This window comes from Streptomyces sp. NBC_01267, from assembly GCF_036241575.1.
Classification (GTDB): domain Bacteria; phylum Actinomycetota; class Actinomycetes; order Streptomycetales; family Streptomycetaceae; genus Streptomyces.
Map to the genome: position 1 here is coordinate 6,126,404 of NZ_CP108455.1, position 12,500 is coordinate 6,138,903.

Annotated in this window: 12 protein-coding genes; 9 read left to right on the forward strand and 3 right to left on the reverse strand. The window is 68.9% G+C overall.

What is annotated here, in order from left to right:
* Nucleotide 1 precedes the first annotated feature (1 nt).
* The gene (locus OG709_RS27960) at nt 2-928 is read right to left on the reverse strand and encodes a formylglycine-generating enzyme family protein (protein ID WP_443068555.1); all 927 of its coding nucleotides are present in this window, start codon (nt 926-928) and stop codon (nt 2-4) included.
* Between the two features lie 89 nt (nt 929-1,017).
* Here OG709_RS27960 and OG709_RS27965 point away from each other — a divergent pair, with 89 nt between their 5' ends.
* The 6 genes from OG709_RS27965 to OG709_RS27990 all read left to right on the forward strand — a co-directional run bounded on the left by OG709_RS27965 (nt 1,018) and on the right by OG709_RS27990 (nt 7,999).
* A complete protein-coding gene (locus OG709_RS27965) occupies nt 1,018-1,587 on the forward strand; it encodes a PadR family transcriptional regulator (protein ID WP_250304748.1) in 570 nt (189 codons plus the stop codon).
* Between the two features lie 8 nt (nt 1,588-1,595).
* Nucleotides 1,596-3,350 carry a sulfatase gene (locus tag OG709_RS27970; RefSeq protein WP_329168002.1) on the forward strand — a complete coding sequence of 585 codons (1,755 nt, stop codon included), beginning with the start codon at nt 1,596-1,598 and terminating at the stop codon, nt 3,348-3,350.
* A gap of 113 nt (nt 3,351-3,463) precedes the next feature.
* The gene (locus OG709_RS27975) at nt 3,464-4,807 is read left to right on the forward strand and encodes an MFS transporter (RefSeq protein WP_250304746.1); all 1,344 of its coding nucleotides are present in this window, start codon (nt 3,464-3,466) and stop codon (nt 4,805-4,807) included.
* A 71-nt stretch (nt 4,808-4,878) separates the two neighbouring features.
* Entirely contained in the window at nt 4,879-6,081 is a 1,203-nt protein-coding gene (locus tag OG709_RS27980; protein WP_250304745.1) for a glycoside hydrolase family 1 protein, read from the forward strand.
* 474 nt (nt 6,082-6,555) lie between these two features.
* On the forward strand, nt 6,556-7,164 hold the full coding sequence (locus tag OG709_RS27985; protein WP_329168004.1) for a hypothetical protein: 609 nt from the start codon (nt 6,556-6,558) through the stop codon (nt 7,162-7,164).
* A 559-nt stretch (nt 7,165-7,723) separates the two neighbouring features.
* Nucleotides 7,724-7,999, forward strand: a complete 276-nt coding sequence (locus tag OG709_RS27990) for a hypothetical protein (protein ID WP_266640380.1) — start codon at nt 7,724-7,726, stop codon at nt 7,997-7,999.
* A 337-nt stretch (nt 8,000-8,336) separates the two neighbouring features.
* Here OG709_RS27990 and OG709_RS27995 read toward each other — a convergent pair whose 3' ends face one another.
* Both OG709_RS27995 and OG709_RS28000 read right to left on the reverse strand, forming a co-directional pair.
* Nucleotides 8,337-8,777 carry a hypothetical protein gene (locus OG709_RS27995; protein WP_250304742.1) on the reverse strand — a complete coding sequence of 147 codons (441 nt, stop codon included), beginning with the start codon at nt 8,775-8,777 and terminating at the stop codon, nt 8,337-8,339.
* A gap of 838 nt (nt 8,778-9,615) precedes the next feature.
* Nucleotides 9,616-9,843, reverse strand: a complete 228-nt coding sequence (locus OG709_RS28000; RefSeq protein WP_250304741.1) for an FCD domain-containing protein — start codon at nt 9,841-9,843, stop codon at nt 9,616-9,618.
* A 66-nt stretch (nt 9,844-9,909) separates the two neighbouring features.
* Here OG709_RS28000 and OG709_RS28005 point away from each other — a divergent pair, with 66 nt between their 5' ends.
* From OG709_RS28005 to OG709_RS28015, 3 genes are all read left to right on the forward strand, one after another.
* Entirely contained in the window at nt 9,910-10,275 is a 366-nt protein-coding gene (locus OG709_RS28005; RefSeq protein ID WP_266640377.1) for a flavin reductase family protein, read from the forward strand.
* Between the two features lie 9 nt (nt 10,276-10,284).
* The gene (locus OG709_RS28010) at nt 10,285-11,793 is read left to right on the forward strand and encodes a methyltransferase (protein WP_329168008.1); all 1,509 of its coding nucleotides are present in this window, start codon (nt 10,285-10,287) and stop codon (nt 11,791-11,793) included.
* 417 nt (nt 11,794-12,210) lie between these two features.
* Nucleotides 12,211-12,498 (forward strand): hypothetical protein, encoded by a 288-nt coding sequence (locus tag OG709_RS28015; protein WP_250304738.1) that lies wholly within the window; start codon nt 12,211-12,213, stop codon nt 12,496-12,498.
* Nucleotides 12,499-12,500: the final 2 nt, after the last annotated feature.

Genomic DNA, 12,500 nt, shown 5'->3' on the forward strand with positions numbered 1-12,500 from the left:
CTCAGCCGGCGACCGTCCGGAACCCGCAGTTGCCGCTGCTGGAGGCGGGCGTGTTGGCCGAGCGGGCGGCCACGCGGTAGCGGTGGCAGTAGGTGTGGTGGCACAGGTAGGAGCCGCCACGTATGACACGGCGCTCGCCCCTCTCCGGTCCCTTGGGGTCGGTCGAGGGCGAGCGCGCGTAATAGTCCGCGGCGAACCAGTCCGCGCACCATTCCCACACGTTCCCGGCGACCTCGTACAGGCCGAGGTCGTTGGGCGGGTACGAGCGCACCGGGGCGGTCGCCAGCCAACCGTCCGTACCGGTGTTGGCATACGGGAAGCGGCCTTGCCAGATGTTGCACAACCACCGTCCGTCAGGGGTGAGTTCGTCTCCCCATGCGAAGCGCCGGCCTTCGAGTCCGCCGCGGGCCGCGTACTCCCACTCGGCCTCGGTCGGCAGGCGGTGGCCCGCCCACGCGCAGTACGCCATGGCGTCGTCCCACGCCACGTGCACCACGGGGTGGTCCGGCTCAGCGGCGGACAGCGGGCCGTGAGGGTGGCGCCAGTCGGCTCCCCGTACGTCCAACCACCAGGGGGCGGCCGGGTCGGCCCCGAGGACGTTCGCCCGCTCGGCGGCGGCCGCCAGGTGGAACACGGCGGAGCTGCCCTCCCGCTCGGCGACGGTCACGTACGCGGAGTCGGCGACGAACGTCTCGAACATCGCCACGGTGACCGCCGTGACGTCGATGGCGAACGGGGCGACGCGCACCGCGTGCACGGGCTGTTCACCGTCCGCCGGATAGCCCTCGTCGAAGGCGTCCCCCATGAGGAACTCGTCCCCGGGGAGGGTGACTTGGTCGTGTGCGATCGGCACGCGGGCCGGCGTGGGCAGCGATCCTGTCGAGCAGATCCGGGTTTCCGGTACGCAACATCCCATTGACGTCTCCATGACGTGAGTATATGAATTCTCACCTAGGTGAAACTGCACATAGAAATGAGGCGTCGCACACAGCCTCCGTACTCAGGGAGTCCACGTCCGTGAAGTTCGAGTACGTCCTGCTGGGCCTGCTGGCCCGTCGTCCCTACAGCGGGTACGACCTGCGCAAGTGGCTCGAGATCGAAGGGCAGTTCCTGTGGGCGCGGGCGCACCACAGCCAGATCTATCGCAAGCTCGGGCAGATGGAGGTGGACGGCTGGGTGCGGCACGAGGTCGACGCGCGCGAAGGCCGCCCGGACGCCAAGGTGTACCGACTCACGGAGCGCGGGCGCGAGGTCCTCCTGGACTGGGTGCGCTCGCCCTACGAGCCGCCCAGCCGCTTCCAGGAGATCGACTTCCTCGCGCGGTTCAGCGTCGCGGCGCCGCTCGACAAGGACGCCGCGATCCAGCTTGTCGGGACCGAACTCGACCACCGCCGCGCGCAGATCGCCAAGAACCGGGACCGCGACCGCACTCTCCTCTACGAGGACCCGGCACCCGGCCTCGACCAGGACCTCGACCGGCAGGTCCACGACGCTCTTCACATGCTCGGCGCGGCCGCCATGGACCGCTGGGTTGCCTGGCTGGAGCACACCCTGCGCAGCCTGACAGAAGGGAAACCCGTCCAATGAGGGCGATCATGGTGATGTTCGACAGCCTCAACCGGCACATGCTGCCACCGTACGGAGGGGACTGGACCCACGCTCCGAACTTCGCGCGGCTCGCCGAGAAGGCCGTCACCTTCGACAACGCGTACGCGGGATCGATGCCCTGCATGCCGGCCCGCCGCGAACTCCACACCGGGCGGCACAACTTCCTGCACCGCAGCTGGGGACCGCTCGAACCCTTCGACGACTCGATGCCTGAACTCCTCAAGCAGAACGGCGTCTACACCCACCTCGTCAGCGACCACCCGCACTACTGGGAGGACGGCGGCGCCACCTACCACGGCCGCTACAACACCTGGGAGTTCTTCCGCGGGCAGGAGGGCGACCCGTGGAAGGGACAGGTCGCCGACCCCGAGATACCCGACGACCTGAAGCGGGTGCGCTTCGGTGCCGCCTACCGCCAGGACTGGGTGAACCGCCCCCACATGGCGACCGAGGACCGGCACCCCCAGACCCTCACCTTCGACGCGGGCCTCGACTTCGTCCGCACGAACCAGGACGCCGACCGGTGGTTCGTGCAGATCGAGACCTTCGACCCGCACGAGCCGTTCTTCAGCCACCAGCAGTACAAGGACCTCTACCCGCACGATTACGAAGGACCGCACTTCGACTGGCCCGACTACAAGCGCGTCGTCGAGACCGACGGCCAGGTGGAGCACGCCCGCTTCGAGTACGGTGCGCTCCTGTCGATGTGCGACCACTCGCTCGGCCGGGTCCTGGACACCATGGACGAGCTGGAGCTGTGGGACGACACCCTGCTCATCGTCAACACCGACCACGGGCTGCTGCTCGGCGAGAAGGGCTGGTGGGGCAAGAGCGTCCAGCCCTGGTTCAACGAATTGGTCCATCTGCCGCTGTTCGCCTGGGACCCGCGCAACCGCGTCGCGGGCGAACGGCGTTCGGCGCTCGTGCAGACCGTGGACGTGGCGCCGACCTTCCTCGAGTTCTTCGGCGTCGACCGCCCCGGCGACATGCAGGGCACACCACTCCCGGTCGCCGAGGACACCCCGGTGCGCGAGGCGGGCCTGTTCGGTATCCACGGCGGACACGTCAACGTCACAGACGGCCGCTACGTCTACATGCGGGCGCCCGCCTCATCCGACAACGCGCCCCTGTACGAACACACGTTGATGCCGACCCATATGCGGGGCCGCTTCTCGCCCGCCGAACTCGTGGACCTGGAGCTGGCCGAGCCGTTCGACTTCACCAAGAACGTGTGCACTCTGCGCGTCCCGGGCCGCACCCTCGTCAACCCGTACCACCACGGCACGCTCCTCTTCGACCTGGAGACCGACCCCGAGCAGCACACCCCGCTGGTCGACGACGCCGCCGAACTGCGCATGGCCACCTTGCTGGTGGAGCTGATGCGCACCAATGACGCCCCACCCAGCCAGTACGAACGCCTCGGTCTGCCGGCCCACGGCCCGGTCACCGAGAAGCACCTCCTGGTACGGGCCCAGTGCGAGCAGGCCGAGCGGGCCGCCCAACCGCTGCCCCGTGCCGAGGACTTCCCCGAGGGCCGTCTCTCGCTGCGTACGCCCCTCGTAGCGCTGATCTCCGACCCGGTCGCCGTCGAAGTGCTGCGCAGGCACCTACCAGGCGTCGCCGACTCCGAGCTCCTGCAGATGATCGGGGCGACCCCGCTCATCGATGTCGCCGCGATGGCGGGCGCGCTGTTCCCGCCGTCGAACCTGCGCCTGGTGGCCGAGGAACTCGCTCAACTCTGAGGCTCTTGCGGCTACTTGAGCCGGTGACGGGGTTGCCTCCCCGTCACCGGCGATTGCCCTCTCCCTCCCGCCGATCTCCCGCCAAGAAGAACGCAGAGAAAAGAGAAGGCGCGATGCCTGAGCTTAGCCAGAGCACCGTCACGCCCAAAGCCGAGGCCCGGGTCGAGGGGCGTTGGCGACAGCTGTCCCTGCTCGGCGGCACGATGCTGGTCGACAGCACGGAGGCGAGCCTGGTCAGCAGCCTCTTCCCGCTGATCCGGCAGTCCCTCGGGGTTTCGCTGGGCGCGCTGGGGATACTGACCGCCGCAGCCAAGATCGTGGGTGCCTTCACCGGCCCCTTCTGGGTGTGGGCGGCGCAGCGCTGGTCACGCAAGAGCGTCCTCGTGGTGGCCACCGGACTCTGGGGCGTCTGGGGCGTGGCCGCGGGCTTCTCGCAGAACTTCACCCAACTCCTCGTTCTCTACACCGTGTTGGCGGCGGGCTATGCTGCCGCCAACCCCATCGTCACCGAGCTGATCGGCGACCTCTTCGGCGGCTCGTCCCGGGGCCGCGCGGTCGGCGTGGTCTACGGCGCGGTCTCCCTGGTCACTGCCGTGATCGGCCCGCTCAAGGGTCAGTTGGCCGACGCCGACGACGGCTGGCGCTGGGGCCTGTGGGGCATCGGCATTTTCAACATCCTGCTGGGCCTCGCCCTCTGGCTGGGGTTCCACGACCCGGGACGCGGCGCGGCCGAGGAGCAGCTCGCCGACCTCGACCACACCACCCGCGACTGCCACGCGAAACTCACCTGGACCCGGGCGCTCTCGCTCCTCGAGATCCGCAGCCTGGTGATCCTCCTCGTCTCGCGCCTCCTGTCCGGACACCTCCTGGTGGGCACCTTCGGCGTGGTCTTCCTCGTCGACGTCTACGGCTTCAGCACCCAGAAGGCATCCATCGTGCTGCTGCCCTTCGGCGTCGGCTACTTCCTCGGAACGCTCCTCGGCGGCGTCGCCGCCGACCGGGCTACCCGGCGCAGCCCGCGCCACGGACTGGTCGCGGTTCTCCAGGCGGCCCAGTTCGTCTTCGCCCTCGTCGCCTACTTCGGCACCCAGTTCGACTACGACAGCATTGCCCTGTTCTGCGTCTTCTTCGCACTCATGGGCGCGACCCAGGGCATCAACCCGAGTGTCAACCGCCCCATGATCATGGCCATCACTCCACCCGAACTGCGCGGCGCCGCGTTCGCCCTCTACATCTCCATCGTCGAGGCGATCGCCTGGGCCGCCTACAGCCTCGGCGCCGGCTTCCTCGGCGACGCCGTCGGACTGCGCACGGTCTTCCTGTGGGTCCTCGTCGTCCTGATGCTGATCAACGGCGCGTTCCTGACGCTCCTTCACCGCTCGTACGCCGACGACGTGGCCCGCATCCAGCGGGAACTGCACGCGCGCCGCGAACAAGCCCTCGACCCCACTGCCTGACGCGTGCCGGGGGGCCACTGCCCCGCGGCGATCGTTCCCACACACGGCCACACAGAAGAGAGAACCAGCTCATGACAGAAGCGCGACGTCTGCCCGAGGGATTCCTGTGGGGCGCCTCCACCGCCGCCCACCAGATCGAGGGCGGCAATACCAACAGCGACTGGTGGGAGTTCGAGCACAGCGGAATCCCCTACGTCAAAGAACCCAGCGGTGACGCCTGCGACAGCTACCACCGCTGGCGCGAGGACATGGACCTGCTGGCCGAACTCGGCTTCACCGACTACCGGTTCAGCATCGAATGGGCCCGCATCGAACCGGCCCCGGGCGAGTTCTCGCACGCCGCCATCGCCCACTACCGGCGCATGGTCGAGGGCGCCCGCGCACGGGGCTTGCGTCCCATGGTGACCCTGCACCACTTCACCGCACCCCGCTGGTTCGCCCAGCGCGGCGGCTGGGCCGCCGCCGGATCAGACGAACTCTTCGCCCGCTACCTCACCGCAGCCGCACCCATTTACGCCACGGACGTGGCACACGTGTGCACCATCAACGAGCCCAACATCCTCGCCGTCATGGCAGCCGCCCAGGCCGCCCTCGCCTCAGGGCAGGCGGTCAACTTCGCCGAGGACCCGCCGGCCCCCGACGAGGCCACCACCGAAGCCCTGATACGGGCGCACGCCCGCGCCGTCGAAACGGTCAAGTCCCTGGCACCACCGGTGAGTACCGGCTGGTCCGTCGCCAACCTGGTGTGTCAGCCCCTGCCCGGAGCCGAGGATGTCGCCGCGGCATTCCGCCACCCGCGTGTGGACGTCTTCCTCGAAGCGGCCCGCGGTGACGACTGGCTCGGAGTGCAGGCGTACACGCGCACACTCATCGGCCCGAACGGTCGGCTGCCCGTACCCGAGGGCGCGGAACGCACCCTCATGGGCTGGGAGTACTATCCGCAGGCGCTCGGCCATGCCCTGCGGCACAGCGCTTCCGTCGCCACCGGTACGCCGCTGATCGTCACCGAGAACGGCATCGCGACCGCCGACGACGCCCGCCGGATCAATTACACCACCGGCGCTCTGGACTCCCTGGCCGCCGCGATGCGGGACGGCATCGACGTCCGCGGCTACTTCCACTGGAGCGCCCTGGACAACTACGAATGGGGCCGCTACGCGCCGACCTTCGGCCTGATAGCCGTCGACCGCGAGACCTTCGTCCGCACCCCCAAGCCCTCGGCCGCCTGGCTCGGCGCCATCGGCCGCACCCGCGCGCTGCCCGGTACGGCGTGAGGGCATTGAGCGGGCGCGGCGGCAGCCACACAGTCGGACCGGAACGGGGAACGGGCGTGTCCAGATCTTCGCCGGAGGGGGCCGGTGCCACAACGCTCGGCTCGTCCTCGACGTGGGCGTTGTTTGCGCATGTTTTGTTCCACATGTCTCGCGATGACGCATCATGTGGAGTGCGTTGCCATCCTTGAGCCGGTCACAAAGGGCGCCTGACCTGCGGTTTCGCCGAGTGTGCATTATGTGCGCTGTGGGCGTTACGGGTGATATCTTGACGCATATTCGACGCACGTGAGGCCCTTCTGACGCACGTTTGACGCACATCGGCCCCAAAGTCTGACTGATCGTCAGGTGTGTGAAAGTCGCCTCCGCGCCCGGATGACTTGGTGCTCGGAGGCGGCTTTCGCGTACTGACAGAGAGACGCGGGGCGGACTTGGGCATCGCCCTCGCCCTGAACCTGGGAATGCCACACTCATCCCATGGCTGAAGGCGACACGGATTTCTTCCCCGGCTGCGGCCCCGCCAGCAGGATCGCCGTCTCCCTCACCGTCGGAACCCTGCAGGCTATTCGTGGTCGGGTCGGCAAGCGTGGCGTATCTGCGTACCTCGAAAGGGCCGCACAGCGCCAGGTCGAGCGCGACAGCTTGAACGACCTGATCGCCGAGTTCGACCAGGCCAACGGCCCGGCCGACCCCGAGGTCGTGGCTGTCAATCGAACCAAGCTCACCTGGAATGCTCCCTCAACCGAGACCAGGACAGCCAGGTTACCGGCGCCCTCATCTTGGACAGCGAGGGCTTGGCGCCGCTCAGCGGGCACAACACCATCCGCACGGCTCGTGTGTAAGGCGAAGGCGCCCTTGCGCCAATGGCTTGCTGTGGAGTGGGACGAGAAAGACTTCCCTCGCGGAAATAACCCTGCGGTCCGCGACGTCGCCGTCTGGCATCGTGGTCGTGAAGGGGGAGTGGTGGAGCTGAAGCTGTTCAACACGAAAGGTGGCCTAATCGAGGCAATGCCGCATCTTGCTGAGGTCGAGGCAGATGTGCGGGCCCTCATCGAGGCGCACATGGACACGCCCTGCCGCAAGTAGAGGAACACCTCGCTTGGATCCGGGAGTCGAGCCTGGCCCGGGCAGTGACCGGCCGCCAGATCTGGGAACGCAGGGCCGACCTATACCCGAGCCTCCCCACAGACCTCGGCGAGACCCTCCTGGCTCGCTCATGTGAGAGCCGGGAGGGGTGGAGGGACGTTGGTTCCCGAAGGCCCTCAGATGTTCCGGAATTGTGAAGCTGCTGCTCGCGCACGAGCTGCGCAGCGAGGCGCTGCGCATCCTCATTCCCGCGGTCACCGCCTACACCGCTCCAGTTCCTCAACGAAGGTGAGGGAGACAGCGTCCAGCTCGCGGGCAGTCAACTTCCGGGCTTCGACCCGGTGGAGCTGGCCGTGACGGGCGGCGTGGGCTGGCTGGAGTCCCGGCGGCAACGGCCCGCGTCCGAGCGGCCGACCGAGGAAGCCGGGGCGGCGGCCTCTCCCGTCGCGCCTCCGCGGCCTGCGGCTTCGGCGACGGGAGCCGTGCGCGATCCGGGCTGGGACGAAGTCGTCGACTACCTGGTGGAGGAGCCCGGGCTCGGGAGCTGGTCGAGGCGCTGTTGCGCTCCGCCGTACCCGCTCCCGAGGCCGGATTCGAGCTCGGCGAAGCCGCCTGGCCCGCCGAACTGGCCTGGCCCGCCCACCTCATCGGAGTCGTCCTCGCTCCCGAGGAGGACGAAGCCGCACGCGCTGAGGCACGGGACCGCGACAACGCGTACGCGGCAGCGGGGTGGACCGTACGGACCGCGATGGAGTGGGGCGCCGGGGAAATCTTCGGCTCTGGGCGGCTGAGGCACCGCGGTGAGGGCCGCATCAGCCGCTGCACGGGAAGCTGAGGAGACTGGCTGACCGCGACCGGCTGCACAATCGCCCCGACGGGAAGTGGCCGGCCATACGGTCGACGCCGACGCCCGTGTCGTACAGGGCGTCGGCCTCGGCGTGAAGGAATGGCGGCGGCAGCGGGACGTGCTCCAGGCCGCGGAGCACGCGCTACGTTTCCGGTTCGGCCCCGTCATGGCTGCGGCAACTGGCGACACCGACCCGAGCTGGGCACGGTCGAGCGATGTGGGTCAGCTCGTGTCAGGGCGGGTCGGTGTGGGTCAGCTCGTGTCAGGGCAGGTCGGTGTGGGCCGGCTGTTCAGCTCTGCGCAAGCGCGCGCTGGTGATTCCTGGTCAGCGGCGGCCGGTGGCCAGGGTGACGAGGAACTGGCCGCCGCCCGGCTCGATGTCGGCGGTCACCGGTAGTCCCGGTACGAGTCGGGAGAACCGGTCCACCAGCCAATCCGCTGCCTCCTGGGCGTCCCGCATGGTCGGACAACGGCCCACCATCTCGCGGCCCCCCTTGCGCTCCAGCCTCCCGGCAACGGTGATCAGCGGCGCGGGTTCGACCACGTACAGGCGGTCCGGCCAGGCGATGACCGCCTTGACCGCACCCTTGCGGGTGTTGCACGCGCGGTGCGCGAGCCGCTCGGCGACCTTGGCCTTTCGGTCGGCGGTCCGGCTGTCGACGCTGGGCCCCCGCGGGTCGTTCACCGACTCGTCGGGGTCGACCGCCTCGTCACACACCCAGCACCGCCAGCCGTCGCGCTCGGCCACATCATCAAGGAGACTCATCCGAGCAAACTAGCCTGCCCGGCTGCCACCCCGCGCACCAGGGCCCGGCAAAGTCTTGACATCGGCCAACGATGCTGCAACGCCTGTAGGCCACACGGGACCGGCGGAATCCCTCACACGGGCAGTTCGACCGTCTGTGACATGCGGAGGGGGGCCGCGGTGGCTGCGACTACCTGCTCGGCTGTCGGCCGGTGGACTGCCCCTGGATTCGCCGGAGTTCGGCCCGGTGCGGGAGGCGCTCGACGCGCGCTCGGCCGTGGTCTTCATCCACCCCCGGTACGACGCCCTGCATGGGCATGGGGAGTGGGGACTACGGGTCGGCGCCCGCCCTCGTCGTCCGACGGAGGTGGGCGTGGCCCCGTGCCGTCTGGTGGCGGCCCGGATTCCGCTGCGCTACCCCCGGGTGCGCATGGTCACCGCGGTCACCGGAGGCACCATCCCGCTCCTGGCGCAGCACTGGGACGCCGTCCCTGCGCGCGACCCGACCCGAGCTGTACGAGGAACCCGGCTGCGCCATGCGGCGCTTGCGGCGCTTCCGGTACGACACCAGCCTTCAGGAAGACCCTCGGATCTTCGACGTCGTACGGGGTTCGGTCGGCGTCGACCGACTGGTGCTGGGAAGCAACAACCCCCGTGCCCGTTGCCGGAGCGGTCGACTTCATCACGTCCTCGCTGCTGCTGAACGATGTGGAGAAGGCGCAGATCCTCGACCGGAACGGGGCGCAGGTTCTTGAGGGGGGCTTGCCGAGCTGAGGAGCTTGCCCCCGCTTCCCGGTTCGATCGCAGGCTTCGGGGCGTCCGGGTATCCCGGACGTCGTGAAGCCATGCGGGCCGCAGGTCAGGCCGAGGCTGCGGAGGGCGACGCGCAACGCAGCGGGTCACCGGTCGCTTCGTGCAGGGCGCCCTCGATGTGCTCACGCATCAGCCGTGCGGCGCGCTCCGCGTCATGGGCCAGGGCGGCCTCGGAGAGCTCGTGGTGCTCCGCCGCCATGCGGGCCACCGTGCCGGAGTAGTACGTGGCCACCCATCGGTGGTGGATCGTGGTCTCGTCCCGCATCCGCTCCATGATCTCCAGGATGCGTGCGGCCCCGTCACCGTCGTCACCACCGTCGAGCAGGGAACCCCCTTCGGCATGACGGTGAGCGCCTTCGCCCGCCGCGACATCGACCGGATCACCGACGCGGCCTGGGAACTCGACCAGGGGCTACCGAGACTCCCTGCCGCTCCGGGATGGCTGGCCTGCGACCTGGACCGCGCGGTGGAAGGCGGCGACCACCTGCTCCTGATCGGCACCGTCACCTCGGCCGACTCCCGTACGGCTGCACCGCTGGTCTATGGCTACCGCACCTTCGGCACACACTCGGGCTATGCGAGGGACGGCCTGGGCACGACCGCCTTGACCTCGATCGAGTGGGAGACGACCATGAGCGGCGCCGCCGACCGGGCCATCGGGGCCACTGGTCACGGATGCTGTGCGGCAGCAACTGAGGTGAGGTGAAACGGAACCGTGACGCTCGACAGTTTCAGCGACCGCCACCACGGCCGAGCCGTCTTCGCGACGATGACTTCCGATGACCGGGCGGCGATCGGCACCGTGCGCGATGACCTCCGCGCCGCGGGCTATGACGAGGCCGGTGTCCGGGCGTTGCTGGGGATGCCGGTGCTCGACCTCCACCCCGCGGCGTTCCACCACCTCGACAAGCATGTCCTCGGGGCGGACCCTCTCGCGGCCGCGATCAGGCTCTTCCTGCTCGACAGGGCCGTGGACGAACAGGCCGGCAGGGCCCTCCTGAGCGAACCTTCCCTGGACGTGCTGCTCTCGCTGGGGGTTCTGGACGAAGCCGACGGCGGCTTCCGTTCCCAGGTCCACATCACGTGCGTGAACGACCTCCTGCTGGCGACCGATACGGGTCGCTACTCCGACTGGTGGACCGGCGCCGACGATCTCAGTGACCGTGTCATGTACATCGGTTACGACAGTGCAGGGCTGGCCAACGTCGCGCCTCGTAGCAGGGCGAAGCGGACACTCGACCTCTGCTCGGGAAGTGGAATCCAGTCACTGGTCGCGAGCGGGTACAGCGACGAGGTCGTGGGCGTCGACATCAACCCCCGGGCGATCCGGTTCGCCCGGTTCAACGCCGCCCTCAACGGCATCGAGAACACGACCTTCGTCCTCGGGGATCTGCACGAACCCGTCTCGGACCGGGAGTTCGACCGAATCGTCTCCAACCCCCCGTTCGTGCCGGAGGTTCCCGAGGGCGCTCACCTGCTCTATCGGGACGGTGGACCGGACGGGGAACGGCTTCTCGCGCAGATCGTGTCCGGGGCCCGCCAGGTCCTGGCCCCCGGCGGGCTGATGTCCATCACGACCGACCTGTTCAACCTCGAAGATCTGCCCCGAAGGATCGGGGAGTGGCTCGGGGCCAAGGACGGCTTCGACGTCCTGGTTCTCGCCGAGCGTCAGTTCCGGGTCTGGGCCTACGCGGACACCCATGCGTCACACGCCCCGACGACCAGGGAACGGACGGAGTACGCCGCGCGCATGGTGGACGCCCTGGGTGACGCCGGGATCAGCACCGTCCACACCGGGTACATCGTCGTTCGCAGGCAGCCCGGCGGCGGTCCGCGCCCGGGGACTGTCCAGACCGTCAGCATCGCCGGCCCCGTGACGCGGCCGACGGGCTCCCATGTGGTGGACCACTTCCGGTTCCTCGACCGTGACCTGGACGGACACACGGATGGCATCCTGCGGCCGAACCCCGCCGTTCACCTCGTGTCCTCGGCGCCGCCCGGCGGTCCCGAGACTCACCAACTCGTCGCGCCCCAGGACGACTACGTGGCCGACATGGACATCAGCGACCTGACGAGGAAGCTGTGGCAGGCGACAGCCTCCAGCGACGTGCACTGGGGCGTCATCCGGGGCAGTGCGCTCGAGTCCGTCGCCCGGGAGCTCGTGCGGCAAGGCGCCCTCACTCTGGGCGACCTGCCCCCGGCCGGGGGCTCCCGCGACGACTGAGGCGGACAATCCCCGAAGCGGCATCACCTACCGGCCGGAGGCCCGATCGTTCCCTTCGGCTCCACCGCTAGGAACGGTGATTGTTTTCGGACGATTGCGGTGGCGGGAGTACCGGTGGCCGCATCGGTCCGCACGGCTTCGCCGCCGGCTCGGCCGCCGCTCACGCCTTCACGGTCCACTCGTGACGCGGAGACGCGCGACCGGCGTGACCGGTCCGCCGGTCCGCTTGCCCGACCTTCGCGGAACTCCGCGAAGCCGCCGGAAAACTAGGCTGACGTGCTTCTCGATCAACCCAAGTGGTGCAGCCAGTAAGCGACTTGACGATCAATCATGCCCTTGTGCGCCTTTTGAGGTGCTGCTATCAAGGTCCCCTGTCGCTCAGCAGAGCGACTCGGAAGGCGACAGAGAGGAAGCACCATGAGTGACGAACAGAAGCCGTCCAGCGGTGAGAAGGGCAAGAACAAGATCATCCGAACGGCTGCCGCGGCTGCCGCGACCGTCGCTGTCGCCGCCGCTGTGACGGCGACGGGTGCCACGGCCGCGTCCGCGAGCGCCCCGGCGCAGGACGGCCGGTCCACCTTCACGGTCCAGCAGCTCGACGACATGCTGGCGTCCGCGGACCTCGAGAACGCGGACAATGTGCGTGTCGTGAAGGCCCTTGAGATCGCGCCTGGTTCCATCTCCGCAGTGCAGTACGACCGCTGAGT

Coding starts and splice junctions, on each gene's coding strand:
- OG709_RS27960 (WP_443068555.1), bottom strand. CDS start 928: ATGGAGACGTCAATGGGATGTTGCGTACCGGAAACCCGGATCTGCTCG.
- OG709_RS27970 (WP_329168002.1), top strand. CDS start 1,596: ATGGTGATGTTCGACAGCCTCAACCGGCACATGCTGCCACCGTACGGA.
- OG709_RS27975 (WP_250304746.1), top strand. CDS start 3,464: ATGCCTGAGCTTAGCCAGAGCACCGTCACGCCCAAAGCCGAGGCCCGG.
- OG709_RS27980 (WP_250304745.1), top strand. CDS start 4,879: ATGACAGAAGCGCGACGTCTGCCCGAGGGATTCCTGTGGGGCGCCTCC.
- OG709_RS27985 (WP_329168004.1), top strand. CDS start 6,556: ATGGCTGAAGGCGACACGGATTTCTTCCCCGGCTGCGGCCCCGCCAGC.
- OG709_RS27995 (WP_250304742.1), bottom strand. CDS start 8,777: ATGAGTCTCCTTGATGATGTGGCCGAGCGCGACGGCTGGCGGTGCTGG.
- OG709_RS28000 (WP_250304741.1), bottom strand. CDS start 9,843: ATGGAGCGGATGCGGGACGAGACCACGATCCACCACCGATGGGTGGCC.
- OG709_RS28005 (WP_266640377.1), top strand. CDS start 9,910: ATGACGGTGAGCGCCTTCGCCCGCCGCGACATCGACCGGATCACCGAC.
- OG709_RS28015 (WP_250304738.1), top strand. CDS start 12,211: ATGAGTGACGAACAGAAGCCGTCCAGCGGTGAGAAGGGCAAGAACAAG.